The following is a 25,587-nucleotide window of genomic DNA, read 5'->3' on the forward strand; positions in this document are numbered from 1 at the left end:
CGGTTCTCCATGCTCGACGGGACGCCGATCCATCACTACATGGGCTGCTCGACCTTCGCCAACCACACGGTGCTGCCCGAGATCGCGCTGGCCAAGGTCCGCGACGACGCGCCCTTCGACAAGATCTGCTACATCGGCTGCGGCGTGACCACCGGGGTCGGCGCGGTGCTGAACACCGCCAAGGTGGAACAGGGCGCGACGGCCGCCGTGTTCGGGCTGGGCGGGATCGGGCTGAACGTGATCCAGGGGCTGAAGCTTGCGGGCGCAGACAAGATCATCGGCGTCGACATCAACGACGACAAGGAGGAATGGGGCCGCAAGTTCGGCATGACCCATTTCGTCAACCCGACGAAGATCGAGGGGGGCGACGTGGTTCCGCATATCGTCAACATGACGAAGACGCCTTTCGACAAGATCGGCGGGGTGGACTACAGCTTCGACTGCACCGGCAACGTCAAGGTAATGCGCGCCGCGCTGGAATGCACCCACCGCGGCTGGGGCCAGTCGATCGTGATCGGCGTCGCGCCAGCGGGCGCCACGATCGAGACGCGGCCGTTCCAGCTGGTGACGGGGCGGGTCTGGAAGGGCACCGCCTTCGGCGGCGCGCGGGGCCGCACCGACGTGCCGAAGATCGTCGACTGGTACATGGACGGCAAGATCGAGATCGACAGCATGATCACCCATATCCTGACGCTGGACGACATCAACAAGGGCTTCGACCTGATGCACGAGGGCAAGTCCATCCGCGCCGTCGTGGTGTTCTGAGGCAGGCCCCTGGCTGATCGCTCGTCGAGCACTTCGTGCACTCCTCGCGGCGCGTTCCGAGGAGGACACGAAGTGAACGACGAGGGGTCACAACGGGCCGGCTGATGGCCCATCCCGATCCGGCGACAAGCAAACCGAGGAGGCCCAGATGCCCGCAGATCCCCGCGCCCCCCGCCTTGCCGTCCTGATCGACGCCGACAACATTCCAGCCCGCCACATCGAGGCGGTGCTGGACGAGATCGCCGGCCTTGGCGAGCCCTCGGTCCGCCGGGTCTATGGCGACTGGTCCAGCCAGGCCCTGTCGCAGTGGAAGGAAAAGGCCCGCAGCCTGGGGCTGGTGATGCACCAGCAATCGGCCAACACCAAGGGCAAGAACGCCAGCGATATCGGTCTGGTGATCGACGCCATGGACATCCTGCATCTGGGCAAGGTCGATGGGTTCGTGCTGGTCTCCTCGGACAGCGATTTCACCCGGCTAGCCAGCCGCATCCGCGAGGACGGGCTGCAGGTCATCGGCGTGGGCGAGAAGAAGACCCCGGAATCGCTGCGCAACGTCTGCAACCGATTCATCTTTCTGGAGAACATCGCCGCCGCCCCCGAACCCGCTCCTGATTCGCCCGCGCCGGCCAGGCCGGCCAAGGCCGAGAAGGATCCGCCGTCGAAGGCGATTCCGCTGGTCCTGGCCGCGATGAAGAAGATCGGGATCGAGGAGGACAGCTATTCGCTTGGCCAGCTGGGCCAGGTCCTTACCCAGATCTATCCCGATTTCGACAGCCGCAGCTATGGCAGCGCCAAGCTTTCCGAACTGCTGAAAAGGACCGGCCGTTTCGCCGTGACCAAGGGCGAGGGCAATCACCTGATCGTGCGCGACAAGGCGTGACGCCGGCCTGATCAGAAGATCGTCGCCAGCCAGTCGGCAAAGGCCTCCACCGCCGCGCGGCGCGGGCCGCGCAGCAGGACGAGGGCATAGGTGACCGAGGGCAGGCCGGTCAGCGGCAGCTCGACCAGCCGCCCGGCGTCGAGGTCGGCGCGGCAGATGATTTCGGTCGCCGTGCCCGCGCCGAGGCCCTGCCGGCAGGCCGACAGCTCCAGATGCGGGCTGCCAAGCTCGACCCGCCGCAAGCGGGCGGGATCAAGGCCGGTCCCGGCGACCTGCGCCAGTTCCCAGTGCCGGTCGACCCCGATCACCCAGGGCATGTCCTGCGGATGCAGCCCCGATGCCGCGAGCGATGGCGCGCAGACCGCCAGCACCGGCGAGCGGCAGAGCGGCCGGACCTCCTCTCCGGGGGCCTCGACCCAGCCGTCGGACAGGGCCCGGATCGCCATGTCGAATCCGTCCCGCGCCAGTTCGACCCGGGACGGGCTTGGCGACAGGGCGACCTCGACCCCCGGATGGCGCGCCCAGAAGTCCGGCAGGCGCGGCATGACATGGGCCTCGGCGATGAAGGTCGTGGTCGTGACCCGGACCACGCGCCGGGCCTCGGCCGCGCGCAGTGCCGCGATCCCGGCCGCGACCGCGCCGAAGCCCTCGTCCAAGGCGCGGGCAAGCTCTGCCCCGGCCTCGGTCAGGGCCACGGTCCGGCCCGCGCGCCGGACCAGGGCCAGGCCAAGCTCGCCCTCCAGCGCGCGGACCTGCTGGGTCACGGCGGCGTGGGTGACGTTCAGCACCCGCCCGGCTGCGGCGAAACTGCCTTGCCGGGCGGTCGCGTCAAAGGCGCGCAACATGGCGAGCGGCGGAAGATCGCGCCAGCGTGACATGAAAGATCAGCTTTCGTCCGAAGGATTTTCCTGAGTCGCAGTATCGCAGCTTTTCCGGCATTCCCAAGCGGCAATCCTGCCTTGGGACGAAAGCCATGCACGGCGTCAACCTCGACCTTCTTGCCACCAGCCGTCACCATGCCGATGGCCGGCCCCGCGATCCCCGGGCGCAGCACCGCTGCACACATCTCGCCGCCCTGCGCCAGGCGCGGCGACAGCTCTGGCACGCACGCCTTGCCGGGCTGATCGCGGCGATCCGCCCCCTTCTTCGTCCGGCACGGCGGGTCGTGCGGCATTGAACCGGCCCTCTCTCGGAATGCGTGTTTTCGTGCGGTCCCCGATCGCCTAGATCTGGCGCAAAGGAGACGACATGACCCAGATTTCCCTTGGCCTCGACACGTTCGGCGATGTCTCCCTCGGTGTGGACGGCAGGCCGCAATCCATGGACCAGACCCTGCGCGAGGTGCTGGACCAGGCGGTGCTGGCGGATGAGGTCGGCATCGACTTCATCGGCCTGGGCGAGCATCATCGCCCGGATTTCGCGATCTCGGCGCCCGAGATCGTGCTGGCCGCCATCGCCGGCCGGACCCGTCGGATCAGGCTGGGGACGGCGGTCACGGTGCTGTCGACCGATGATCCGGTGCGGGTGTTCCAGCGGTTCGCCACGCTGGACGCGCTGTCGAACGGCCGGGCCGAGCCGATCCTGGGCCGGGGCTCGTTCACCGAAAGCTATCCGCTCTTCGGCCATGACCTGAACGAGTATGAACAGCTGTTCGAGGAACGCCTCGACCTCTTCGCCCGCCTGACGCGCGAGCCGCGCATCACCTGGTCCGGCCAGACCCGCAGCCCGCTGCAGGATCAGGCGATCTATCCGCAGCCGGCGCGGCCGATGACCGTCTGGGTCGGCGTCGGCGGCAGCCCGGAAAGCGTGGTGCGGGTGGTGCGGCAGGACCTGCAGCTGATCCTGGCGATCATCGGTGGCGATGCCGCCCGCTTTGCGCCCTATATCGACCTCTACCAGCGCGCCTGCGCCCAGCTGGGCCGGCCGCAGCGGCCGGTCGGGGTGCATTCGCCCGGCTTCGTGGCCGAGACCGACGAGGCCGCGCAGGAGACGCTCTGGCCGCATTACGCCGAGATGTATGGCCGCCTCGGGCGCGAGCGCGGCTGGCCGCAGGTGACGAAGGACCGCTACCTGTCCGAGATCCACGATGGCGCGCTGTATGTCGGCAGCCCGGAGACGGTGGCGAGGAAGATCGCGCGGACGGTGAAGCTGCTGGGGATTCAGCGGTTCGACATGAAATACGCGACCGGCCCGGTGCCGCATGGCGCGCTGATGGACTGCATCCGGCTTTACGGCGAGAAGGTGATCCCGCTGGTGCGCGAGATGGTCGGCGCGCAAGCGCAGGGCGGGTGACCCGCCCGGGTTACCCGCGGGTCAGGCCCCGAGGTGCCGCTCGCCCCGCCCGGCGGCAAGCCGCATCTGGCGCTGGCGTTCCCGGAACCGCTCCCGATCCGCTTGCGAATATTCGGTCTCGCAGGCCGGACAGGTGACGCCCTCCTCATAGGCCGGATGTTGCCGTTCTGCCGCCGTGACCGGCCTGCGGCAGGCGCCGCAGACCGACAGGCCGCCCGGCACCAGCCCGTGACCGACCGAGACGCGGTCGTCGAAGACGAAGCACTGGCCCTGCCACAGGCTCTCGGCCGCGGGCACCTCTTCCAGATATTTCAGGATGCCGCCCTTCAGGTGGTAGACCTGGTTGATCCCCTGCCCGAGGAGATAGTTCGTCGACTTCTCGCAGCGGATGCCGCCGGTGCAGAACATGGCGATCCGTTTGCCGGCGAAGCGGTCGCGGTTTTCCTGCCACCAGTCCGGGAATTCGCCGAAGGCCCGCGTCCCCGGATCCACCGCGCCGCGGAAGGTGCCGATCGCCACCTCGTAATCGTTGCGGGTGTCGATCACCACCGTCCCGGGATCGCTTATCAGCGCGTTCCACTCGGCCGGGGCGACATAGTTCCCCACGCGGGCCAGCGGGTCGACGTCGGGCTGGCCCATGGTCACGATCTCGCGCTTGAGCTTCACCTTCATCCGGCCGAAGGGCATCGTCCCGGCCTGGCTCTCCTTCCACTCCAGCCCCGCACAGCCCGGCAGCGTCCGGATCGCCGCCAATGCCGCGTCGATCCCTTCGCGCGTGCCGGCGATCGTGCCGTTGATCCCCTCGGGCGCCAGCAGGAGCGAGCCCTTCACCCCATGCGCCTGACAGACCTCCAGCAGGCCCGGACGCAGGGCGGCGGGGTCGGGGAAGCGGGTGAACTGATAGAGTGCGGCGACGGTCAGCATGGCCCCCCTCTGCGCCGAAGCCCCGGAAATTTCAAGCGCCTCGCTTGACGCAGCCCTCTGCCGCGCCTTACCCAAGGGGAAAGACCACGGGGGGAGGCCGCCATGAGACCCGCAAGCGAGGCGCTGATCGTGATCGACGTGCAGAACGACTTCTGCCCCGGCGGCGCGCTGGCGGTGGCGGGCGGCGACGGGATCATCGACCGGATCAACGGGCTGATGGATGATTTCGCCACCGTGGTCCTGACCCAGGACTGGCATCCGGCGAACCATGCCTCGTTCGCGGCGAACCATCCGGGGGCCGCGCCTTTCAGCCTGACCGAGATGCCCTATGGCCCGCAGGTCCTCTGGCCGACGCATTGCGTGCAGGGGACCGGGGGCGCCGCCTTCCATCCCGCCCTGCGCACCGACCCGGCGCAACTGGTGATCCGCAAGGGGTTCCGCCCCGAGATCGACAGCTATTCCGCCTTCTTCGAGAACGACCGGACCACCGCGACGGGCCTTGAGGGCTATCTGAGGAACCGGGGCGTTTCCGCGATCACGCTGGTCGGACTTGCCACCGACTATTGCGTCGCCTTCTCGGCCATCGACGCCCGGCGCCTGGGCCTTGCGGCCACCGTGCTGGAGGACGCCTGCCGGGGTATCGACCTGAACGGATCGCTGGCCGAGGCGCGGGCCGGGATGCTGGCCGCGGGTGTGCGGCTCGCATGAACCTCGCGCGGGGCCTCGCGCTGACGCTTGCCTGCCTTGTCCCGGGTCCGGCGCGCGCCTTCGAGACCTGCGCCGCCCATCCCTACAGCGGCGCGACCGGCCCGCTGGACGCACTTGCGACGCGGCTGGACCGGACGCTTGCCGCCTATCCGTCACTGGCGCGGGCCCTCGCCGATCAGGCCCCGAGCCTGTGCCTGGATGATACGCTGGTCGAGGAGCAGGGATTCTTCGAGCCCCGCACCAACCGCATCGTGGTGAACGCCCGGCTGGGGCAGGACTTCCAACTGGCGATCCTGGTCCACGAGACCCGGCATCTGGAGCAATATGACCGTGGCACCTGCCCGACCATCGCCCTGGAGATGGACGATTACACCCGCGCCCGGCTGGCGCTGGAGGCCGACGCGGCGGCCATCGCGGTGCTGGTGGCCTGGAACCTGCGGCAGGGCGGCGATCCGGGCCTTTGGGACGCGCTGGCGGCCTGGCCCACGCATGACGACCTGACCGGCCGCTTCGCCCGGGAAATCGCCGAAGGGGCCGGTGACGGCGCGGCGGTCTCGGCCACTTTCGCGCAATGGTTCGAAGACGACGAGCGGCTGGATATCTACAGATTCGCCATCTGCTCGAATTATCTGGACGCGCTTGACCGCGAAGCGGTCCCGGACGGAAAGGGCAGGCTGCCCGCGGATTTCGCCGCGCGGCTTTGCGTCCTGCCGGACGGGCGGCCCTACGACTGCACTTTGCCGCCCTGAAGCGGGCGCCACCGCTTGCCTTGGCCGCCACAAGGCCCGACAAGGGAAGCGACCCGCGCCCGCGGAACGAGATGAGGATTACGCCATGGTCGACATCGCCACGCGCGTCTGGAACCACAAGTGGAAGATCGACCCGATCGTGCGGTCGCTGATCGACACCGATTTCTACAAGCTGCTGATGTGCCAGTCGATCTTTCGCAACAAGCCGGACACCAACGTGGTGTTCAGCCTGATCAACCGCTCGACCAAGGTGCGCCTTGCCGAACTGATCGACGAGGGCGAGCTGCGCGAACAGCTGGACCATGTGCGCACGATCTCGCTGGCACGGGGCGAAAGCACCTGGCTGCGCGGCAACACCTTCTATGGCAAGCGGCAGATGTTCCGCCCCGATTTCATGGAATGGTTCGAAGGCCTGCGCCTGCCCGCCTATCACCTGGAAAAGCGCGACGGCCAGTTCGAGCTGACCTTCGAGGGGCGCTGGCCCGAGGTCATGCTGTGGGAAATCCCGGCGCTGGCGGTGCTGATGGAGTTGCGCAGCCGAGCGGTCCTGAACGACATGGGCAAGTTCGAGTTGCAGATCCTCTACGCCCGCGCCATGGCCAGGCTGTGGGAAAAGATCGAGCGGCTGCGCAAGATCGACGGGCTGAAGATCGCCGATTTCGGCACCAGGCGGCGGCACGGCTTCCTGTGGCAGGACTGGTGCGTGCAGGCGATGCAGGAGGGGCTGGGGGCAAAGTTCACCGGCACCTCCAACTGCCGCATCGCCATGCGCCGCGACATCGAGGCGATCGGCACCAATGCCCACGAATTGCCCATGGTCTACAGCGCGCTGGCCGACACCGACGAAGGTTTGCGCCAGGCCCCCTACCGCGTGCTGGCCGACTGGCATGAGGAGCACGAGGGCAACCTGCGGATCATCCTGCCCGACACCTATGGCACCGAGGGCTTCCTGAAGAACGCGCCCGACTGGCTGGCGGGCTGGACCGGCATCCGCATCGACAGCGGCGATCCGGCCGAGGGCGCGGAAATCGCGATCCGCTGGTGGCAGGACCGCGGCGAGGACCCGAGGAAGAAGCTGGTGATCTTCTCGGACGGGCTGGACGTCGAGAAGATCGAAGAGCTTTACGCCCGTTTCCACGGCCGGGTGAAGGTCTCGTTCGGCTGGGGCACCATGCTGACCAACGACTTCCGCGGCCTGGTGGCGGACGACGCGCTGGCCCCGTTCAGCCTGGTCTGCAAGGCCGTGTCGGCGAACGGGCGGCCGACGGTCAAGCTCTCGGACAATCCGGCCAAGGCGACCGGACCCAAGGACGAGATCGCGCGATACCGCCGCATCTTCGGCGTGGGCGAGCAGAAGGTGCAGGAGGTCCTGGTCTGACCTCCTGCGGCCGCCTTACATGAACTGCGCGCCGATCAGGTAGAACACCGCGCCCATGATCGCGGCGGCCGGAATGGTGATGACCCAGGCCCAGACGATCCGCCCGGCGATCCCCCAGCGCACCGCATGGACCCGGCGGGCAGAGCCGACGCCGACGATCGACGAAGTGATCGTGTGCGTGGTCGAGACCGGGATCCCCAGATAGGTCGCGCCGAACAGGGTCATCGCCCCCGCCGTCTCGGCCGCCGCGCCCTGCATCGGGGTCAACCGGGTGATCTTGGACCCCATCGTATGCACGATCCGCCAGCCGCCCAGCATCGTGCCGATGCCCATGATGGTGAAGCAGGACAGGACCACCCAGGCGGGGACGGTGAATTCCTCGTAATAGCCGTTGGCATAAAGCAGGACCGCGATGATCCCGGCGGTCTTCTGCGCGTCGTTCGAGCCGTGGCCGATGGAATACAGCGCCGAGCTGACCAGCTGCAGCTTGCGGAACAGGCCGTCGGTGCGCGCCGGATTGGCGCGGACGAACGCCCAGGAGACCGCGACGATCAACAGCACGCCCAGGATGAACCCCGTCACCGGCGACAGGACGATGGCCACCAGCGTCTTGGACAGGCCGCCCCAGACGATGGCCGGAAAGCCCGCCTTGGCGACGCCCGCCCCGATGATGCCGCCCACCAGCGCGTGCGACGAGGAGGAGGGGATCCCCAGCCGCCAGGTGATCACGTTCCAGACGATGGCCCCCATCAGCGCGCCGAAGATGACCGCGTTGGTCACCATGTCCGGGTCGATCAGCCCCTTGCCGATGGTCGAGGCGACCTTGGCCTCGAAGCCGAAATGATGGCCGATGAAATAGGCCGAGAAGTTGAAGAAGGCCGCCCAGAGCACTGCGACGAAAGGCGACAGCACCCGGGTCGAGACGATGGTGGCGATGGAATTCGCCGCGTCGTGCATCCCGTTCAGAAGGTCGAACAGGAAGGCGATCCCGATCAGGAAGACCAGCAGGAAGGTGACGGTTCCGGCGTCCATGGCGGGCCTATACGTGTTCGATGACGATGTCGCCGATCACATGGGCGACGTCCTCGAACCGATCGCAGACCTTCTCCAGCTGGTCGTAAAGCTGGGCCCCGACGACAAAGCTCAGGGCGTCCTCCTTGGGGGTGGCCTTGAACAGGTCCTTCAGCCCGGTGTCGTACAGCTGATCCGACTGTTCCTCGATCCGGCTGATCTCGCCCACCATCTGGTGCAGCCGCGCGGAATTGGCCCCGATGTCGCGCATCAGCGGCAGGCCGTCGATGACGAGGTTGGCCAGAAGGATGATCCGGTCGCCCATCGCCCGCATGTTCGGCGCGAAGGTGACCACGTCATAAAGCATGACAACCTTGCTCGTCTTGTTCATCTGGTCGATGGCATCGTCCAGCGCGCTGGACAGCGCCTTGATGTCGGAACGGTCGAAGGGGGTGATGAAGCTCTGCCGCAGCGACTGCATCACGTCATAGCTGATCTGGTCCGCCTCCTCCTCCTGCCGCGACAGAAGCGAGCAGCGGTCGGCCGTCCCCTCGCCCCCGTCCAGGATCGCCCGCAGCGTCTGGGCGGCTTCCTGGGCCTTCCGGGCCTGGGCTTCGAACAGGTCAAAGAAGTTGTCCGAGCGCGGCAGGATCGCCTTGATCAGCTTGAACATGGTATCTCTCGGGAATCGGGAGGCAGGACAGCCCCCGGTGGGTTTGTCGGGCGTCCGACTATCCGTTCGGAAACCCGTTGGCAATGTCTTCCGTTTCCGTCAGCCGCGCGTGAGCACGCGCCCCGCGCAGAATTCCGCCCTTGCCAGGTGGCTGCGGTGGATCGGATCCTCGGGCCCAAGCCGCGGCATGGTCCAGCCGACCGAGGCCAGCGTTCGCGCCAGGACAAAGGCCTCGACCATCGCGCTGTCGGCCGTTCCATAACCTGCGATCAGCGCATCGCGCAGCTGTGGATGTTCGGGATGCTGCACCGTCTGCACCAGCGCCGTGCCCAGGTCGTGCAGCCGGAAGCCATAGCCCGAATCGTCAAAATCGATCAGCGACACCGAACGATCGGTCACCAACACGTTCTCGCGCAGGACATCGGCGTGGATCAGGCCGATATCGCCCGACAGCCGCTCGCGCAGGGCATCGCGGGCGCGGATCAGCAGCGTGCGCTGGTCGGGGGTCGCCACCGGATGCTCCCAGAACCGGCCCCAGTGCGGCTCTTCCCCCACCAGCCCCTCCAGATCCCAGCGCGGACGGCTGAAGCCCTTGGGCAGGACCAGCCCGTCCGTGACGCGATGCACCCGGGCCAGCAGCGCGCCGAGGGCGTGGTAGAGGTCCAGCACCTGCGGCAGCGGGCGGGTGAAGGGTTTCGCCGCCTCGCCCAGCGCCTCGCCCTCCATCCAGGCGATGGCCGAGGCATGGCGGCCGTCCGACAGCGGCACCAGAAGCGCCCCGTCGCCGGCGGGCAGGGCGGCGGGAACCGGCAGCCCCGCGCGCGCCAGTTCCGCGCACCACCAGAGTTCCGACCGGATCGCCTCGGGCGACTGATAGCCCGCCCGGTGCAGGCGCAGGGCGGCGCGGCCCTCGGGCAGGGCCATCTCGAAGACATGGTTCTCGCGGTCGCGGATCAGGCGGATCACCCGCCCGCCCCAGTGACCGGCCGCTTCTTCCGCCAGGGTCATTCCTCGTCTCCCACCTTGCCGCGCAACGCCTTGACCTCGCCGCGCTGGGTCTTGGCCGCGATCCTGCGGCGCTGGCTGCCCAGCGTCGGCTTGGTTGCGATCCGCCGCTTGGGCGCGACCAGCGCGGCGCGGATCATCTCGACCAGCCGCTCGCGCGCGATCTCGCGGTTGCGGGCCTGGCTGCGGGTCTCGTCCACCTGCAGCACGATCGCGCCCTCGGTCGTCCAGCGCCGCCCGGCCAGCTTCCGCAACCGCGCCTTCACGCCGGGGGCCAGATGCGGCGAGCGGTCCGCCTCGAAGCGCAGTTCGACCGCGGTCGAGACCTTGTTCACGTTCTGCCCGCCCGGCCCCGAGGCGCGCATGAAGCTTTCGGACAGCTCCCATTCGGCGATGGCAAGGGTTTCGGTGACATGCAGCATGGCCCGGTTATGACCCGGCCTTGCGCTGCGGGCGAGCCTAAAATCTTTCGCCGAAAGATCTTAGGCCGGGGCGGGAATAGAGAAAGGGTTGCCGTTGCGGGCAACCCTTTCCGAGATCCAAGGAGATGGGCCAGTTAGGCATCCAAATCCAATCGGTGGTCTATTTTCCAGGGGCTGCCCTTAGAAAATACCCCTCCCGACTGTCCCGACACCTCTCTCCAATATCACTCTCGACACTGGATCACCTCCTTTCAAATGGTTGCCGATAAGGGAAGCGTGACACAGATTTTGTGTTTGTCAAAACAAATCACGCAACCCTTGCGGCAAGCCGCGCCAGCGCCAGCCGGAACGGCAGCAAGGCCACAACGGCAAGCAGGAGCTTCACCAGCCAGTCGCCCACCGCCAGCGAGACCCAGAACGGGGCCTCGGGCCCGATCCCCAACAGCGGCGCGGGCTCGGCCGCCCAGGAGACGTCGACGCCCGGTTCCAGGAAGGTCAGCATGGCCGAGAAGGCGATGGTGAAGAAGATCGCGGTGTCCAGCGTCGAGGAAATCACCGGCGAAACCAGCGGCGCCTTCCACCACAGGCCCTGCCGGAAGCGGTTGAAGACCGCGATGTCCAGAAGCTGTGCGGCAAGGAATGCAAGACCCGATCCCAGCGCGACGCGCAACGTGACCAGCGGGCCGAACTCGCCGATGATCTGCGTGCCGATGAAGGAACAGACGATCCCGGTCAGAAAGCCGGCCAGCACCACCTTGCGGGCCGCGGCGGGGCCGTCGAAGCGGTTGGTGATCTCGTTCACCAGGAAGGCGAAGGGATAGGTGAATGCCCCCCAGGTCAGGAAGGCGCCCAGCGGATACTGGACCAGGATGTTCGAGGCGACGACGATCGCCGCCATGGCAAGGATGCCGGGCAGAAGGATACGCATGGTGCTGTCCGTTTTGACAAGGTCGCGGAGACTTGGCCCCTTCATCGGGGCGCAAGCCGACTATACCCCTGCCGGCGGCCTGTCAACCTAGTTGGCGGCCAGAACGTCGCGGCACTGGCCCGGCAGGTCGGCCATGGTGAATTCGCGCGGGCCCTTCTTCTTCGGGGCGTCCTCGTCCTTCGGCTTCTTCTTGCCGGTGGACTTCGGCGGGTCCAGGTAGTCGGTCACCCACCACATCAGCGTATCGTCGCAGCCGTCGCCGTTCTTCGACAGGTCGGCCACCGTGGGGGTCTGCGTCTCGCACAGGCGCGCGCCCTTGGGGCATTTCAGGCGGACGTGGAAATGCGTGTCATGCCCCGCCACCGGGCGGATCTTCTGCAGCCATTTCCTGTCGGCCCGCCTTGCGGTCCGGCACATCTCGATCTTGACCGCGGCCGCCACGAAGATCCGGTCCACGCGCGGGTCCAGCGCCGCCTGCTTCATCAATTCGCGGTGAGTGCGGGTCCAGTTCGCGGTCACGCTCCTCTGGTCGGCCGAGCGAACCGGGATCGAGCTGATCTCCTCGCGCGCGGCCTCGCTCAGCGACAGGCTGTGCGGCGGCAGCATCCAGATGTCGGCATCCAGCCCGATCTGGTGGCTGGCATGGCCCGAGGTCATCGGCCCGCCGCGCGGCTGGCTGATGTCGCCGATGTAAAGCCCCTTGCCATAACCGATCTCGCGGGCGGTCGCCGAGAGGTCCATCAGGAACTGGATCATCATCGGATGGCCAAAGTTCCGGTGCCGCGACAGGCGCATCGCCTGCCAGGTTGGCCCGGATTCGGGCAGTTCCACCAGCCCGGCCGCGCAGCCCCTGGCATAGGTGCCGATCGGCATGGACTCCTGGGTCGAAGGCGCCTCCATCGCGCCGAACAGACGGTTCGCCAGCTTCTCGGCCTGGGCCGGGGCGGCAAGGACAAGCGACAGGATCAGTGCGCGGAGCAGCATCAGGCGGTCATCTCTCCCTTGGGTCTGACGAAGGATAGCAGGAAAAGTCCGATCAGGAACAAGACAATCAGCGGCGCAATGCCGATCCGCTGGGATCCGCTGGCGGTGGTCGCAAGCGCGATCAGCATCGGCGCGAGGAAGCTGGTGACCTTGCCCGAGAGTGCGAAGAGGCCGAAAGCCTCGGTCGCGCGGTCCGGCGTGGTGTGGCGCGCCATCATCGTCCGGCTGGCCGCCTGAAGCGAGCCGCCCGCCGCCCCGATCAGCGCCCCGCAGGCGAAGAATATCTGGTCCGGCAGGCTGGAGGCAGGATCCAGCGCCAGCCCCCACAGGCTCTCGCGCGTCATGCCGACGATCACCAGGCAGACCAGCACCAGGATCAGGATCGAGACCGCGATCACCGGCTTCGGCCCATGGGCGCGATCCGCCCGCCCGCCGATGAAGGACGCGACCATGGCCGTCACCGCGCCCACCAGCCCGAAGATGCCGATCTGGATGATCGACCAGCCCAGCACCCCCGAGGCATAGACCCCGCCAAAGCCGTAAAGCCCGTTAAGCGCATCCCGATAAAGCAGCGACGAGCCGAGATAGGCCGCCAGGCTGTGCCGGAAGCGCAGCGATCGCAAGAGGTCGCGCAGGCTGGCGAAGGCCCGACCCAGATGCAGCGGCCGCGCCGCCATCCGCGGCTCGCGCACCCAGAGGAAGAAGGGCACCATGAAGACGGCGAACCAGATCGCGGTGAAGGGTCCGACAAAGCGCGTCCCCTCGCGCGCCTCGGGGTCAAGGCCCAAGAGCGGCTCCATCCCCAGCAGGGTCAGGCCGCTGTCGGCGCTTTCGGCAAAGAACAGCAGCATGACGACCAGCGCCAGCAACCCGCCGAGATAGCCGAAGGCAAACCCCGTGCCCGAGATCGCGCCCAGGTCATCCGCCTGCGTCAGCGAGGGCATCAGCGCATTGGTGAAGATCGTCGCGAACTCCATCCCGATGAAGCCCAGCCCGAACAGGGCGACCGCAAGCAGAAGCATCCCCTCGCCCCCGCCCGGCGCCACCCACCACAGCCCGGCCGAGCCGATGACATAGAACAGCGAGAAGGTCCGGACCCAGACCATCCGCCGCCCCGTGCTGTCGGCGATCGCCCCCAGCACCGGGGCCAGCACCGCCACCGCCAGCGAGGCAAGACCCAGGCCCCAGCCCCAATAGGCCTGCGCGGCGGCCTTGGCGGCCTCCTCGTCCAGCCCCGCGCCCATATAGTAGCCCCGGGCGATCTCGGCGAAATAGGGGCCGAAGATGAAGGTCAGCAGCAGCGTGCTGTAGGGCTGGCTGGCCCAGTCGAAGAAATACCAGCCCCAGATACGCTTCCTGTCGCCGACCATGCCTGCCCCCTTGTTTTGCCGCGAAGTGAAGCCGGAAACCGCGCCCCGCGCAAGCCGCGCTCAGCGCGCGGGCGGCCAGGGGCGCTGCGCCTCGGCCTCGGTCCAGGCCTTGACCCAGCCCGGCAGTTCCGGCCCCTCCTCCGCCACCCCCATCGCCCGCGCCAGTTCACGCGGGGGGACGATGCCCGCCTTCGAGATGACGGCGGACCGGATCAGCACCTGCGAGGCGCAGTCCTCGCCCCGCCACATCGACTGCTCCATGTAGAGGAAACGGTGATCCCAGCCCAGGCAGCGGGTGCGCATGGTCAGGCGCATGAACATCGTCACCCGCTTGCGATAGCGCGTGCTGGAGCCGGCGACCGTCAGCCCCCAGCCCCTTTCGCGCAGCACCCGCTCGACCCCGGTGCGCCGCGCCAGCGGCAGGCGGCCCAGATCGTACAGCGTCAGCGTCCGGCCGTTGTTCAACTCGACCCAGGGGTCCAGGTCCCAGGGCCAGCAGATCAGCTGGCTCACATGGGTATCGAACAGGCCCAGCTCGGGCTGGCGGCGGGCAAGGGCCATCACACGGGCCATGCGCAGGAAAGGATACATCGGCGACCTCCGGCGACCTGCCTGGCCCGGCATCAACCCGGCGTCAAGCAAGACGCTGCGTGAGGCATTGCCCTTCCGCCCTGCCGCCGCTACCTGTGGCAGGACCGCAAACGGAGCGCCCGATGACCTCGCTTTTCCAGATCCTGATGCTGATCCTCGACATCGCGCAGTTCATCATCATCGCGCATATCATCATGTCCTGGCTGATCAATTTCCAGGTCCTGAACCTGCGCCAGCAGCTGGTCGCCCAGGTCTGGGACGGGTTGAACCGCGTGCTCGACCCGCTCTATTCCTTCGTCCGCCGCTTCCTGCCGAACATGGGCGGGCTGGACCTTGCGCCGCTGGTGGTGCTGATCGGGATCTATGCGCTGCGGATCGTGCTGATCAACAACGCCACCGCCTTCTTCTGATCTTCCCTTGGACCAGGCTGCCCGGCTTCTTCATTCCGTCTTCGGCTTCCCCGAGTTCCGCCCCGGCCAGGCCGAGATCGTCGAGGCCGTGCTGTCCGGCCGAAACACGCTGGCGATCATGCCCACCGGCGGCGGCAAGTCGCTCTGCTTCCAGCTTCCGGCGCTGTGCCGCGACGGGGTGACGGTCGTCATCTCGCCGCTGATCGCGCTGATGCGCGACCAGGTTCGCGCCTTGCGCGCGGCAGGGGTGGAGGCCGGGGCGCTGACCTCGGGCAATACCGAGGAGGAGACGGAAGAGGTCTTTGCCGCCATCGACGAGGGCCGGCTGAAGCTTCTTTACATGGCCCCGGAGCGGCTGGCCTCCGGCGGGGCGCTGGCGCTGCTGCGGCGGGCGAAATGCAGCCTGATCGCGGTGGACGAGGCGCATTGCGTTTCGCAATGGGGCCACGACTTCCGCCCCGACTATCTGCGGATCGGCGAGTTGCGCCGCGCGCTCCGGGTGCCGCTGGCCGCCTTCACCGCCACGGCGGACGAGGAGACGCGGGCCGAGATCGTGACGCGGCTTTTCGACGGCGAGGCCCCGGCCACCTTCCTGCGCGGCTTCGACCGGCCGAACATCCACCTTGCCTTCGCGGTCAAGGACAAGCCGCGCGAGCAGATCCTGCGCTTCGCCGCCGCCCGGCGGGGCCAGTCCGGCATCGTCTACTGCGCCACCCGGGCCAAGACCGAGACGCTGGCCCAGGCCCTGCGCGAGGCGCGGCACGAGGCGGTTGCCTATCACGGCGGGATGGAGGCCGACGAACGCCGCCGGGTCGAGACCCGCTTCCAGCGCGAGGACGGGCTGATCGTGGTGGCGACCATCGCCTTCGGGATGGGGATCGACAAGCCCGACATCCGCTGGGTCGCCCACGCCGACCTGCCGAAGTCGATCGAGGCCTATTACCAGGAAATCGGCCGTGCGGGCCGCGACGGCTCTCCGGCCGAGACGATGACCCTCTACGGCCCCGACGACATCCGCCTGCGCCGCAGCCAGATCGACGAGGGCGCGGCGCCGCCGGACCGGAAGGCCGCGGATCACGCCCGGCTGAACGCGCTTCTGGGGCTGGCCGAGGCCCTGGGCTGCCGCCGCCAGGTCCTGCTCGGCTATTTCGGCGAGGCGGCGGAGCCTTGCGGGAACTGCGACCTCTGCGACCGGCCGGCGCAGCTTTTCGATGCGACCGAGGCGGTGCGAAAGGCCCTGTCGGCGGTGCTGCGGACCGGGGAATGGTTCGGGGCGGGGCATCTGATCGACATCCTGACCGGCAGCGCGACCCAGAAGGTCCGCGAGCGGGGGCATGACCAGCTGCCGACCTTCGCGGTCGGAAAGGACCTCTCGAAACCCGCCTGGGGGGCGGTGTTCCGGCAGATGATGGGCCGCGACCTGATCCGCCCCGACCCCGACCGCCACGGCGCGCTGCGGATGACCGAGGCCGCCCGGCCGGTGCTGCGGGGCGAGGCGACGGTGACCCTGCGCCGCGACACGGTGGCGGCGGCGGGCGAGCGGGAGGCGGTGGTCCGGGCCCAGGTGGCGGAGGAGGATCTGGGGCTGCTGGCGCTGCTGAAGGCGAAGCGGCGGGCGCTGGCCGAGGCGCAGAACGTGCCGGCCTATGTGGTCTTCCCGGACAAGACCCTGATCGAGATGGCCGAGAAGAAGCCCGCCACCCTCGACCAGATGGCGGGGATCACCGGGGTGGGCGCGCGGAAGCTGGAGAGCTATGGCGCGGCCTTTCTGGAGGTGATCACCGGGGCGGCCGAGGGGCTGCACCCGGCCCGGATGCGGCTGGCCGGACGACCGGAGGGGGCGCTGTTCGACCGGCTTGCGGAGGTTCAGCTGGCGCTCGTCCGGGGGGAGGACGGGACGGGGAAATACCTGACCTGCTCGCCCGCGACCCTGCGGGCCATCGCGGAGCGGCGGCCCTCGACGCTGGCGGAGCTGGCGGGGATCGGGGGGATGGGGGAGGCCAAGCTGGAGCGGTTCGGGGACGCTTTCCTCGCGGTCCTGCGCGAGGGGTGAGGCGGGCTGTCCACAGTGGACAGGGTTCTGAATTCGTCGCAAATCAGTGGCTTGGCTGCGGACGTTAGGGATCTGGTAAGTATTTCCGGCCGGGAGGGGGCGGTTGTACGGGCGGCGGGTGATGCGGCCCGCAATGGTGCGCTGTAGCGCAGCCTACGGGGGGGTGAGGGGTTCCGGTCCGGTTGTTCACGGCTGTCATGCGGCGTCCTCGGCGGGGGGGACGGGGGTGCGGACGCCGGGGGGACAATGTTCGATCAGGGCGGATTCGATTGCGGATTTGCGCAGGGGCTTGGTGAGATACTGGTCGATCCCGGCGGCAAGGATCGCCTCGGCGTCGCCCTCCATCGCATGGGCGGTAAGCGCGATGATCGGGACATGCGCCCCCTCCCCCTCCAGCGCGCGGATCGCGCGGGCAGCCTCTTTCCCGTCCATCTCGGGCATGGAAATGTCCATGAACACGATGTCCGGCCGGTAGCTTTCGAACATCTCGACCGCGATGCGGCCATTGTCGGCGAAGACCAGGTCCAGGTCCATCGCCCGGACCATCTTCTGGAACACCAGCTGGTTGGTGCGGTTGTCCTCGGCCGCAAGGACGCGCAACTGGCGCAGTTCGACCGGCTTCAGCAGCAGCATCGGCAGCGCGGGCGCGGCGGGGGCGGTCAGTCCCTGCAGATGGCGATAGAGGTCCGAGCGCAGGACCGGCTTTTGCAGGATCGCGGCGAAATCCTGCGCGACCCCTGCGGCCAGATGCGAGGGGTTGGAGGACAGAAGGATCACCGGCAGGCCGTGACCGGCCGCACGGATGTGCTGGAGAAGCACGTCGCCGTCCATCTCGGGCATGGCATGGTCGGTCAGGATCACGTCGTAGTCGGGGTCGATGGCCAGACGCTCCAGCACCTCGGCGCCCGAGCGGCAGAGCGTCACCTCGATCCCGCAGGGGGTCAGCTGGCGTTCCAGGATGGTGCGGTTGATGAACTGGTCATCCACCGCCAGAACCCGGCGCACCGAGACCGGAACCTGCACCGGCCCGGCATCTTCGGCCACCGGCAGGGTGACGCGGAAACCGAAGGAGGAGCCCTGCCCCGGCTCGCTGTCGACCCAGACCGCGCCGCCCATGCGTTCGATCAGGCGGCGGGTGATGGCAAGGCCGAGGCCGGTGCCCTCGAACTTGCGGTTGCGCTCGTCCTCGACCTGGTTGAACTCGCCGAAGATGTGGTCGAGGTATTCGGGCGCGATGCCGATCCCGGTATCCTCGACCGTGACATGCAGCGTCTGGCTGTCGTCCTCGGTTTCCACTCCGACGACGCGGGTCAGGACATGGCCGGTCTCGGTGAACTTGACCGCATTGCCGATCAGGTTGGTCAGCACCTGGCGCAACCGCCCCGGATCGCCGACGAAGCGGGTGGGCAGGAACATGTCGAAGTCGATCATCAGGTCGATGCCCTTTTCCCGCGCGCGGGGCTGGAGGAGCATGGTGACCTCATGGATCGTGCGTTCCAGATCGAAGGGCTCGGGCCGCAGGGTCAGACGTTCGGCCTCGATCTTGGAATAGTCGAGGATGTCGTTGATGATGACGAGAAGCGCCTCGCCCGACGACCGGATCGTCTCGGCGAAGAGGCGCTGTTCTTCCGTCAGGGCGGTGTCGCAGAGGAGTTCCGCCATGCCGACGACGCCGTTCATCGGGGTGCGGATCTCGTGGCTCATGTTGGCAAGGAAGGCCGTCTTGGCGCGGTTCGCGGCCTCGGCGGCGTTGCGGGCGGCTTCGAGCTGGGCCTGCTGTTCGCGAAGCGCGGTGATGTCGGAGCGGAGTCCGACCCGGCCGCCGTCGGGGGTGACATGATCGGATTCCAGGATCACGCGGCCGCCGGCCAGCACGTTCTCGGCCGCACCCTCGGCGGCGCGGAACCGCTGGAGCCGGTCGGTGAGCCAGTCCTCCTCGCGCCCCACGGCCTCGGGGACATGGCCGTTCTTCAGGCCATGGCGCAGCAGGTCCTCGAAGGTGGTGCCGGGCTGCATGGCGACGGCGCTGTCGGGGAACATCTCACGGTAACGCTGGTTGCAGGCCAAAAGTCGCTCCTCCCGGTCGAAAAGGACAAAGGCATCGGGCAGCGCGTCGATGGCGGCCCAGATGCGCATCTGGTCGGTTATGTCGAGCGCGAGGCAGACGAGATCGCCGTCGCGGGCGCGGCGATCCTGGAGCTTGACCCAGGTGCCGTTGCGGAATTTCAGGGTGACGGGCTCGACCGGGTCGGCGTCGAGCCGGGCGAGCATGCGGGCGACGAAGGCATCGGGAGCCTCGTCGCCAAGGTCGAGCCGGCCGGAGGTGGCGATGATGCGGACCATCTGCTCATAGGGGACGCCGGGGGCGATCGCATAGCCCTCGAAGCTGGCGAGCCAGGCGAGGTTGGCGCTGACCAGCCGCTTGGCGCTGTCGAAGACGGCGAAACCGTCGCGGATGGTGTTGATCGATTCCCAGAGCCGGCGTTCCGCCATAACGGCGGCGGTATGGGCCCTGTCCAGATCCGCGACGAATCGGTGGTTCTGGGTCTTCAGCGCCTCGGCCTCGGTCAGGGCCGAGCGGACCATCTGGCGCTGTTCGACGATCTGGTCGGACAGGGCGCGGGCGTGGATCGCGAGTTTCTCGTTCGCGGCGAAGAGTTCGCGGCTTTTCTGCTCCAGCAGCCGTTCGGCCGCAAGGCGGGCGCGGCGTTCCCTGAGCAGACGTTCCGATACTTCCATCACTTCAGCCGACATCCTGCCCGAACATCCGGCCTTGCGCGGTCCCGCATCCGGATTCCCGACTACCCTGCCGCAGCAAAGTGAACCAAGACTTAACGCCGATGGGGCTGCCGCCTTGCCAGCGCGGCGGCCTGGTGCGAGATTTCGGGAAGTTCACCTGGAGGGTATTTCGATGCGTCGGTTTCTGCAGGTCGCCGTGGCGGCGCTCATCGGCTTTTCCGGCATGGCCGGGGCACAGGAACTGATTCCCGAGCGGCGGGTCGTCGTGATGCAGGATCAGGACCTGCCGGGGGGCGATATCGCCAGTGTTTTCGACACCACGATCGAGGCCTGCGAGCGCGCCTGCCTGACCAATGCGCGCTGCACGGCCTATGTGTTCAATTCGCGCAACGGCTCGTGCTTCGTGAAAAGCGGTCCCGGCGAGGGGGCGTTCTTTGCCGGGGCCTGGTCGGCCCGGGTGATCGAGGCGGATGCGCGGGTGGTGGCAGCGGCGGCAGAGCGGCGCAAGGAGCTGGGGTTCCTGCAGGACTGGGACGTGACACCGGCGCTGGAACAGGCGCAGGGGCTGGGGCGGCTTTACCCGACGGGTCCCTGGACGGCCGAGGAGCATCTGGCCGAGGCAAGTGCGGGTGAGGGCCGGGGCGACTGGGCGGCGGCGGCGGCCTCGACGGGCGCGGCGCTGAACCTGACGGACGATGCAGCGACCTGGGGCGAGTTCGCGCGGCGGCAGCTGGAGGCGGCGAAGGCGGACCAGAACCAGCAGTACTACTGGCTGGCGCAGGCGCTCTCGGCCTCGGTCAACGGCTATCTCAGGGCGGAAAACCCTGCGCTGCGGCATACGATCCTGGTCACGATGGCCGAGGTGCTGGAGCGCAGCGGAAGGGGCAGCGACACGGTGCAGGCGCTGCGGCTGGCGCAGTCCTTGCAGGAGCGGGTGGATACGGCGGCGCTGCTGGATGACGCGATCGGAAAATACGGCTTCCGCATCAGTGAGACGCAGGTGCAGTCCGACCTTGCCCGGCCCCGGATCTGCGCGACGTTTTCCGAGGATCTGGTCGCCTCGGGCGTCGATTATTCCACCTTCGTCCAGCTCAAGGATCCCGGCCTGACGGTGGAGAACGGCGGCTGGCGGCAGCTTTGCGTGGCGGGGCTGGAGCATGGCAAGCGATACTCCGTGACCTTCCGCGAGGGGCTGCCGGCGGCGGACGGGCAGACCATGGCGAAATCGGTCGAGATCACGCAATACGTCCGCGACCGGGCGCCGGGGGTGAAGTTCCCCGGCCGGGGCTATGTCCTGCCGAAGGCGGGCGATCCGGCGCTGCCGGTCGAGACGGTGAACACCGACAAGCTGGACCTGGTGCTTTACCGGGTGACGGACCGGAACCTCTTGCGCTCGATCCAGGACTATTATTTCGGCGCGCCGATCAACGTCTATTCCGAGGAATATTTCGCCGACACCGTGGGCGAGGAGTTGTGGACCGGCACGGCCACGGTCGCTCAGGAGGTGAACAAGGACGTGACCACCCGCCTGCCGATGGGCGAGGCGCTGGAGGGGCTGCCGGCGGGGATCTATGCGCTGAAGGCCGCCGTGCCGGGGGTGGACCCCTACACGATCCCGCCGGGCTGGCAGTGGTTCGTGATCTCGGACCTCGGGGTCACGACAATGTCGGGGGTGGACGGGCTGCATGTCTTCGTCCGCTCGCTGGGGACAGCGGGGGCGAAGGCCGGGGTGTCGGTGGAATTGCTGAACCGGGCGAATACGGTGCTGGGCACGGCCACGACCGATGAGCAGGGCTATGCGCGCTTTGATGCCGGGCTGACGCGGGGCACGGGCGGCAGCGCCCCGGCGATGGTGGTGGTGAAGGACGGGACCGCGGATATAGCCTTCCTGTCGCTGACCGATCCGGAGTTCGACCTGTCGGACCGGGGGGTGGAGGGCCGCGAGGCCGCGCCGCCGGTGGATGTGTTCGTGACCACCGACCGGGGCGCCTATCGCGCCGGAGAGACGGTCTATGTCACCGCGCTGGCCCGCGACGCGGAGCAGGCGGCGGTCGAGGGGTTGCCGCTGACAGCGGTCCTGAGCCGCCCGGATAGCGTGGAATATTCCCGGCAACTGGTCGAGGATCAGGGCGCGGGCGGGCATGTGTTCCAGCTGCCCATCGCGGGCTCTGCCCCGCGCGGGGTCTACCGGCTGGAGATGTATGCCGATCTGGAGGCCCCGGCACTCGCGTCGAAGACCTTCCTCGTCGAGGATTTCCTGCCGGAACGCATCGACTTTGACCTGACCATGGCGGAGGGGCCGCTGTTCGTCGGGCGCGACTCGGCGGTCGATCTGACGGTCGCCGCGCGCTATCTGTTCGGCGCGCCGGGCGCGGGGCTGGCCATCGAGGGCGAGGTGCTGCTGCGTGCCGCCGATGGCCTTGCCGCTTTCCCCGGCTATGTCTTCGGACGCCATGACCAGCCCTTCAGCGCGCAGATGGAATCGCTGAACGGGGCCGAGACCGACGAGGCGGGCAATGCCGTGCTGCCGGTCTATCTGCCGATGATCGAGGACCCGCATCGCCCGCTGGAAGCGCGGGTGACGGTGCGCGTCGCCGAAGGTTCGGGCCGGCCGGTGGAACGGCAGGCGGTGAAGGCGGTCACCTCGGCCGATCCGATCATCGGGGTGAAGCCGATGTTCGACGGCGTGGCCCCCGAGGGCGGCGAGGCGTGGTTCCAGATCATGGCCGTGCAGGATGATGCGATGGTGGACCTGCCGGTGAAATGGACGGTATCCCGCGTGGAATACGACTATCAATGGTACCAGAGCTTCGGCAGCTGGAACTGGGAGCCGGTGGTCAGCCGGTCCATCGTGGCCGAGGGCGAGTCCGATCTGGGGGCCGCCCCGGTCGAGATCGCGGCGGATGTGACCTGGGGAACCTACGAGATCCTGGTCGAGCGTCGGGATGGCGGCAAGGCCGCGACCTCGATGGAGTTCTACGCGGGCTGGTATGCGCCCGCCGATGCCTCGGCCACGCCCGATACGCTGGAACTGTCGCTGGACAAACCGGCCTACAAGCCGGGTGAGACGGCGATCCTGCGGATCGTGCCGCGCGCGGCGGGGACGGCGCTGGTGACGGTGCTGTCGAACCGGCTGGTGGCGATGCAGGCGGTCGAGGTGAAGGAGGGGGAGAACCTGATCCAGCTTCCGGTCACCGACGACTGGGGTGCTGGCGTCTATGTTACGGCTTCGGTGCTGCGGCCGATGGACGTGGCGGCGGGCCGCAACCCGGCGCGGGCGCTGGGACTGACCCATGCCGCGATTGATCCGGGCGCGCGGGCGCTGTCGGCCAAGGTCGAGGTGGCGGCGGAAGCCGCGCCGCGCGGCCCGTTGGATGTGGCGGTGAAGGTCGATGGGGTGACGGCGGGCGAGACGGCCTGGGTCACCATCGCGGCGGTGGATGTGGGGATCCTGAACCTGACCGGGTTCACGGCGCCCGATCCGCAGGACCATTACTTCGGCCAGCGGCGGCTGGGCGTCGGCATCCGCGACATCTATGGCCGGCTGATCGACGGGCTGAACGGCGCGACCGGCGAGGTCCGCTCCGGCGGCGATGCGGGCGCGCAGGCGCGCTTGCAGGCTCCGCCGCCTACAGAGGAGCTGGTGGCCTATTTCACCGGGCCGGTGGAAGTGGGGGCGGATGGCTATGCGCGGACGTCGTTCGACCTGCCAAGCTTCAACGGGACGGTGAAGGTGATGGCCGTCGCGTGGAGCAAGACCGGGGTCGGGCAGGCATCGGCGGACGTGCTGGTGCGCGATCCGGTGGTGGTGACGGCGAGCGTTCCGCGCTTCCTGTCGCCGGGGGATAGCTCTCGGCTCTTGCTGGAGGTGGTCCATGCCACCGGGCCCTCGGGGCGGATGGGGCTGGACGTGACCGCGAACGGGCTGACCCTGGGCGAGGTGCCCTCGGGCTTTGACCTTGGCGACAAGGCCAAGGCGGTGTTCGAGGTGCCGGTGACAGCGGGCGCGGTCGGCATCCAGACCATCGAGGTCAGCCTGACCACGCCGGACGGGAAGGTGCTGAAGAAGACGCTGACCGTGCCGGTGCAGGTGAACGACCCCGAGATCGCGCGGATCTCGCGGCTGGAACTGGCGAGCGGCCAGAGCTTCACCTTCGACGGCGATGTGTTCGCGGGACTGGTCGCGGGCTCGGGCAAGGCGACGATGGCGGTGGGGCCAATCGCGCGGCTGAATGCGCCGGGCCTGCTGGCGGCGCTGGACCGCTATCCCTATGGCTGCACCGAACAGATGACCAGCCAGGCGATGCCGCTTCTCTATTTCGACGAGGTGGCGCGGGTGATGGAGCTGAAGGGCGCCGAGGACCTGCAGAAGCGCATCGACGAGGCGGTGGTCGAGATCCTGGCGAACCAAAGCTCGACCGGCGGGTTTGGGCTGTGGGGGCCGGGGGAAGGCGACTTCTGGCTGGACGCCTATGTGACGGACTTCCTGAGCCGGGCGAAGGCGCAGGGCTACCGGGTGCCGGACCTGGCGTTCAGGAACGCGCTGGCGAACCTGCGCAACCAGGTGAATTATGCGCCGGACTTCAGCGCCGAGGCCAATGGCGGCGGCGAGGCGCTGGCCTATGCGCTGATGGTGCTGGCCCGCGAGGGCGCGGCGGCGATCGGCGACCTGCGCTACTACGCCGACGTGAAGGGCGACGACTTCGCCACCCCGCTGGCGATGGCGCAGCTGGGCGCGGCGCTGGCCTCCTACGGCGACCAGGCGCGGGCGGATGCGATGTTCCGCAAGGCGGGCGCGAAGCTGGAGGCGCTGGGGCCGGATCAGGGCCAGGTCTGGCGGGTGGACTATGGCACCCGCTATCGCGACGCGGCCGCGCTCTTGACGCTGGCGGTCGAGGCCGGGTCGCAGGCGGTGGACCGCGAGGCGTTGACGGACCGGATCGCGGCGCAAAGCGGCCAGCTTTCCACGCAGGAGGCGACCTGGGCGCTGATGGCGGCCAATGCGCTGATCGACCGGCCGGGCGCCGAGGGGATCACCATCGACGGCCAGCCGGCCGACGGCCCGCTGGTGCGGGTGCTGGACGCGGGGGCGGTCGCTCCGGTGGTGGTGAAGAACGGCGGCGCGGATACGACGGTCACCGTCACCACCTATGGCGTGCCGTCCGAACCGGAACCGGCGGGGGGCAACGGCTATGCGATCACGCGCAGCTACTACACCCTGTCGGGCGAGCCGGTGGCGCTGGACAAGGTGGCGGCGGGGACGCGGCTGGTCACGGTGCTGGAGGTCACGCCCTTTGCCTATGGCGAGGCGCGGCTGATCGTGGCCGACCCGCTGCCCGCCGGGTTCGAGATCGACAACCCGAACCTGATCGCGGCGGGCTCGACCTCGGAGCTGGGCTGGCTGGATGCCCTGCAGGACGTGGCCCATTCCGAATTCCGGCAGGATCGCTTTGTCACGGCGGTGGACTGGTCCTCGGACCAGAGCTTCCGCCTGGCCTATATGGTCCGCGCGGTCAGCCCCGGCACGTTCCACCACCCGGCGGCCTCGGTCGAGGACATGTACCGGCCGGACTTCCGGGCGCGGAGCGAGACCGGGTCGGTGACGATCGGCCAGTAATGGGCAGGGGGCGGGGATTTCGGCTGGGGTGGGGCTGCGGGACCCCTCCTCGAGCACTTCGTGCACTCGTCGGAGGATGGCGCGAGGA

The 25,587-nt window shown here is 68.3% G+C and carries 21 protein-coding genes; 10 read left to right on the forward strand and 11 right to left on the reverse strand.

The window, feature by feature from the left end; genetic code table 11:
- Together ACE3UA_RS12255 and ACE3UA_RS12260 are read left to right on the forward strand one after the other, a co-directional pair.
- Positions 1–765, forward strand: a 765-nt coding sequence (locus ACE3UA_RS12255) for a zinc-binding dehydrogenase (protein ID WP_374645469.1), incomplete at its 5' end; no start/stop codon positions are given.
- Between the two features lie 148 nt (positions 766–913).
- The gene (locus ACE3UA_RS12260; RefSeq protein WP_374645471.1) at positions 914–1,645 is read left to right on the forward strand and encodes an NYN domain-containing protein; all 732 of its coding nucleotides are present in this window, start codon (positions 914–916) and stop codon (positions 1,643–1,645) included.
- A gap of 11 nt (positions 1,646–1,656) precedes the next feature.
- Here the strand turns inward: ACE3UA_RS12260 and ACE3UA_RS12265 are convergent, their stop codons facing one another.
- Positions 1,657–2,523, reverse strand: coding sequence for a LysR substrate-binding domain-containing protein (locus ACE3UA_RS12265; RefSeq protein WP_374645473.1), 867 nt, complete (start codon positions 2,521–2,523; stop codon positions 1,657–1,659).
- Positions 2,524–2,618: 95 nt separating this feature from the next.
- Between ACE3UA_RS12265 and ACE3UA_RS12270 the strand changes: the two genes are divergently transcribed.
- Both ACE3UA_RS12270 and ACE3UA_RS12275 read left to right on the forward strand, forming a co-directional pair.
- Entirely contained in the window at positions 2,619–2,822 is a 204-nt protein-coding gene (locus tag ACE3UA_RS12270; RefSeq protein ID WP_374645475.1) for a hypothetical protein, read from the forward strand.
- Between the two features lie 71 nt (positions 2,823–2,893).
- Positions 2,894–3,937 carry an LLM class flavin-dependent oxidoreductase gene (locus ACE3UA_RS12275; protein ID WP_374645477.1) on the forward strand — a complete coding sequence of 348 codons (1,044 nt, stop codon included), beginning with the start codon at positions 2,894–2,896 and terminating at the stop codon, positions 3,935–3,937.
- Between the two features lie 21 nt (positions 3,938–3,958).
- On the opposite strand, the gene ACE3UA_RS12280 is transcribed toward ACE3UA_RS12275, so the two are convergent.
- Positions 3,959–4,861, reverse strand: a complete 903-nt coding sequence (locus ACE3UA_RS12280) for a rhodanese-related sulfurtransferase (RefSeq protein WP_374645479.1) — start codon at positions 4,859–4,861, stop codon at positions 3,959–3,961.
- Between the two features lie 102 nt (positions 4,862–4,963).
- Between ACE3UA_RS12280 and pncA the strand changes: the two genes are divergently transcribed.
- From pncA to pncB, 3 genes are all read left to right on the forward strand, one after another.
- A complete protein-coding gene (pncA, locus tag ACE3UA_RS12285; RefSeq protein ID WP_374645481.1) occupies positions 4,964–5,569 on the forward strand; it encodes a bifunctional nicotinamidase/pyrazinamidase in 606 nt (201 codons plus the stop codon).
- Positions 5,566–6,318, forward strand: coding sequence for a DUF6782 family putative metallopeptidase (locus ACE3UA_RS12290; protein WP_374645483.1), 753 nt, complete (start codon positions 5,566–5,568; stop codon positions 6,316–6,318). Before pncA ends, ACE3UA_RS12290 begins: the two co-directional genes overlap by 4 nt.
- 85 nt (positions 6,319–6,403) lie before the next feature.
- Positions 6,404–7,696: a nicotinate phosphoribosyltransferase gene (gene pncB, locus ACE3UA_RS12295; protein WP_374645485.1), complete on the forward strand. Its 1,293-nt coding sequence runs from the start codon at positions 6,404–6,406 to the stop codon at positions 7,694–7,696.
- A gap of 15 nt (positions 7,697–7,711) precedes the next feature.
- Here the strand turns inward: pncB and ACE3UA_RS12300 are convergent, their stop codons facing one another.
- The 8 genes from ACE3UA_RS12300 to ACE3UA_RS12335 all read right to left on the reverse strand — a co-directional run bounded on the left by ACE3UA_RS12300 (position 7,712) and on the right by ACE3UA_RS12335 (position 14,680).
- Positions 7,712–8,728 (reverse strand): anion permease, encoded by a 1,017-nt coding sequence (locus ACE3UA_RS12300; RefSeq protein WP_374645487.1) that lies wholly within the window; start codon positions 8,726–8,728, stop codon positions 7,712–7,714.
- Between the two features lie 7 nt (positions 8,729–8,735).
- Positions 8,736–9,380, reverse strand: coding sequence for a DUF47 domain-containing protein (locus ACE3UA_RS12305; RefSeq protein ID WP_374645489.1), 645 nt, complete (start codon positions 9,378–9,380; stop codon positions 8,736–8,738).
- Between the two features lie 99 nt (positions 9,381–9,479).
- A complete protein-coding gene (locus ACE3UA_RS12310) occupies positions 9,480–10,388 on the reverse strand; it encodes a phosphotransferase enzyme family protein (RefSeq protein WP_374645491.1) in 909 nt (302 codons plus the stop codon).
- Positions 10,385–10,807 (reverse strand): alternative ribosome rescue aminoacyl-tRNA hydrolase ArfB, encoded by a 423-nt coding sequence (gene arfB, locus ACE3UA_RS12315; protein WP_197647618.1) that lies wholly within the window; start codon positions 10,805–10,807, stop codon positions 10,385–10,387. Before arfB ends, ACE3UA_RS12310 begins: the two co-directional genes overlap by 4 nt.
- Positions 10,808–11,114: 307 nt before the next feature.
- On the reverse strand, positions 11,115–11,735 hold the full coding sequence (locus tag ACE3UA_RS12320; protein ID WP_374645493.1) for a queuosine precursor transporter: 621 nt from the start codon (positions 11,733–11,735) through the stop codon (positions 11,115–11,117).
- 87 nt (positions 11,736–11,822) lie between these two features.
- Complete coding sequence (gene mepA / locus ACE3UA_RS12325; RefSeq protein ID WP_374645601.1) at positions 11,823–12,722, reverse strand: penicillin-insensitive murein endopeptidase; 900 nt, start codon at positions 12,720–12,722, stop codon at positions 11,823–11,825.
- Positions 12,719–14,089 carry an MFS transporter gene (locus ACE3UA_RS12330; protein ID WP_374645495.1) on the reverse strand — a complete coding sequence of 457 codons (1,371 nt, stop codon included), beginning with the start codon at positions 14,087–14,089 and terminating at the stop codon, positions 12,719–12,721. Before ACE3UA_RS12330 ends, mepA begins: the two co-directional genes overlap by 4 nt.
- A gap of 60 nt (positions 14,090–14,149) precedes the next feature.
- Positions 14,150–14,680, reverse strand: coding sequence for an acyl-CoA thioesterase (locus ACE3UA_RS12335; RefSeq protein WP_374645497.1), 531 nt, complete (start codon positions 14,678–14,680; stop codon positions 14,150–14,152).
- Between the two features lie 122 nt (positions 14,681–14,802).
- On the opposite strand from ACE3UA_RS12335, the gene ACE3UA_RS12340 reads away from it, so the two are divergent.
- Together ACE3UA_RS12340 and recQ are read left to right on the forward strand one after the other, a co-directional pair.
- Positions 14,803–15,090 (forward strand): YggT family protein, encoded by a 288-nt coding sequence (locus ACE3UA_RS12340; protein WP_374645499.1) that lies wholly within the window; start codon positions 14,803–14,805, stop codon positions 15,088–15,090.
- 7 nt (positions 15,091–15,097) lie between these two features.
- The gene (gene recQ, locus ACE3UA_RS12345; RefSeq protein WP_374645501.1) at positions 15,098–17,143 is read left to right on the forward strand and encodes a DNA helicase RecQ; all 2,046 of its coding nucleotides are present in this window, start codon (positions 15,098–15,100) and stop codon (positions 17,141–17,143) included.
- Between the two features lie 195 nt (positions 17,144–17,338).
- On the opposite strand, the gene ACE3UA_RS12350 is transcribed toward recQ, so the two are convergent.
- Positions 17,339–19,882, reverse strand: a complete 2,544-nt coding sequence (locus ACE3UA_RS12350) for a response regulator (RefSeq protein WP_374645503.1) — start codon at positions 19,880–19,882, stop codon at positions 17,339–17,341.
- A gap of 166 nt (positions 19,883–20,048) precedes the next feature.
- On the opposite strand from ACE3UA_RS12350, the gene ACE3UA_RS12355 reads away from it, so the two are divergent.
- Positions 20,049–25,499 carry an alpha-2-macroglobulin family protein gene (locus ACE3UA_RS12355; RefSeq protein WP_374645603.1) on the forward strand — a complete coding sequence of 1,817 codons (5,451 nt, stop codon included), beginning with the start codon at positions 20,049–20,051 and terminating at the stop codon, positions 25,497–25,499.
- Positions 25,500–25,587: the final 88 nt, after the last annotated feature.

Source organism: Tabrizicola sp., assembly GCF_041919135.1.
Taxonomy (GTDB): Bacteria; Pseudomonadota; Alphaproteobacteria; order Rhodobacterales; family Rhodobacteraceae; genus Tabrizicola.

Bases quoted from the DNA above. Each gene is read 5' to 3' on its own strand.
- ACE3UA_RS12260 (WP_374645471.1), top strand. From the start codon at position 914: ATGCCCGCAGATCCCCGCGCCCCCCGCCTTGCCGTCCTGATCGACGCC.
- ACE3UA_RS12265 (WP_374645473.1), bottom strand. From the start codon at position 2,523: ATGTCACGCTGGCGCGATCTTCCGCCGCTCGCCATGTTGCGCGCCTTT.
- ACE3UA_RS12270 (WP_374645475.1), top strand. From the start codon at position 2,619: ATGCACGGCGTCAACCTCGACCTTCTTGCCACCAGCCGTCACCATGCC.
- ACE3UA_RS12275 (WP_374645477.1), top strand. From the start codon at position 2,894: ATGACCCAGATTTCCCTTGGCCTCGACACGTTCGGCGATGTCTCCCTC.
- ACE3UA_RS12280 (WP_374645479.1), bottom strand. From the start codon at position 4,861: ATGCTGACCGTCGCCGCACTCTATCAGTTCACCCGCTTCCCCGACCCC.
- pncA (WP_374645481.1), top strand. From the start codon at position 4,964: ATGAGACCCGCAAGCGAGGCGCTGATCGTGATCGACGTGCAGAACGAC.
- ACE3UA_RS12290 (WP_374645483.1), top strand. From the start codon at position 5,566: ATGAACCTCGCGCGGGGCCTCGCGCTGACGCTTGCCTGCCTTGTCCCG.
- pncB (WP_374645485.1), top strand. From the start codon at position 6,404: ATGGTCGACATCGCCACGCGCGTCTGGAACCACAAGTGGAAGATCGAC.
- ACE3UA_RS12300 (WP_374645487.1), bottom strand. From the start codon at position 8,728: ATGGACGCCGGAACCGTCACCTTCCTGCTGGTCTTCCTGATCGGGATC.
- ACE3UA_RS12305 (WP_374645489.1), bottom strand. From the start codon at position 9,380: ATGTTCAAGCTGATCAAGGCGATCCTGCCGCGCTCGGACAACTTCTTT.
- ACE3UA_RS12310 (WP_374645491.1), bottom strand. From the start codon at position 10,388: ATGACCCTGGCGGAAGAAGCGGCCGGTCACTGGGGCGGGCGGGTGATC.
- arfB (WP_197647618.1), bottom strand. From the start codon at position 10,807: ATGCTGCATGTCACCGAAACCCTTGCCATCGCCGAATGGGAGCTGTCC.
- ACE3UA_RS12320 (WP_374645493.1), bottom strand. From the start codon at position 11,735: ATGCGTATCCTTCTGCCCGGCATCCTTGCCATGGCGGCGATCGTCGTC.
- ACE3UA_RS12330 (WP_374645495.1), bottom strand. From the start codon at position 14,089: ATGGTCGGCGACAGGAAGCGTATCTGGGGCTGGTATTTCTTCGACTGG.
- ACE3UA_RS12335 (WP_374645497.1), bottom strand. From the start codon at position 14,680: ATGTATCCTTTCCTGCGCATGGCCCGTGTGATGGCCCTTGCCCGCCGC.
- ACE3UA_RS12340 (WP_374645499.1), top strand. From the start codon at position 14,803: ATGACCTCGCTTTTCCAGATCCTGATGCTGATCCTCGACATCGCGCAG.
- ACE3UA_RS12350 (WP_374645503.1), bottom strand. From the start codon at position 19,882: ATGGAAGTATCGGAACGTCTGCTCAGGGAACGCCGCGCCCGCCTTGCG.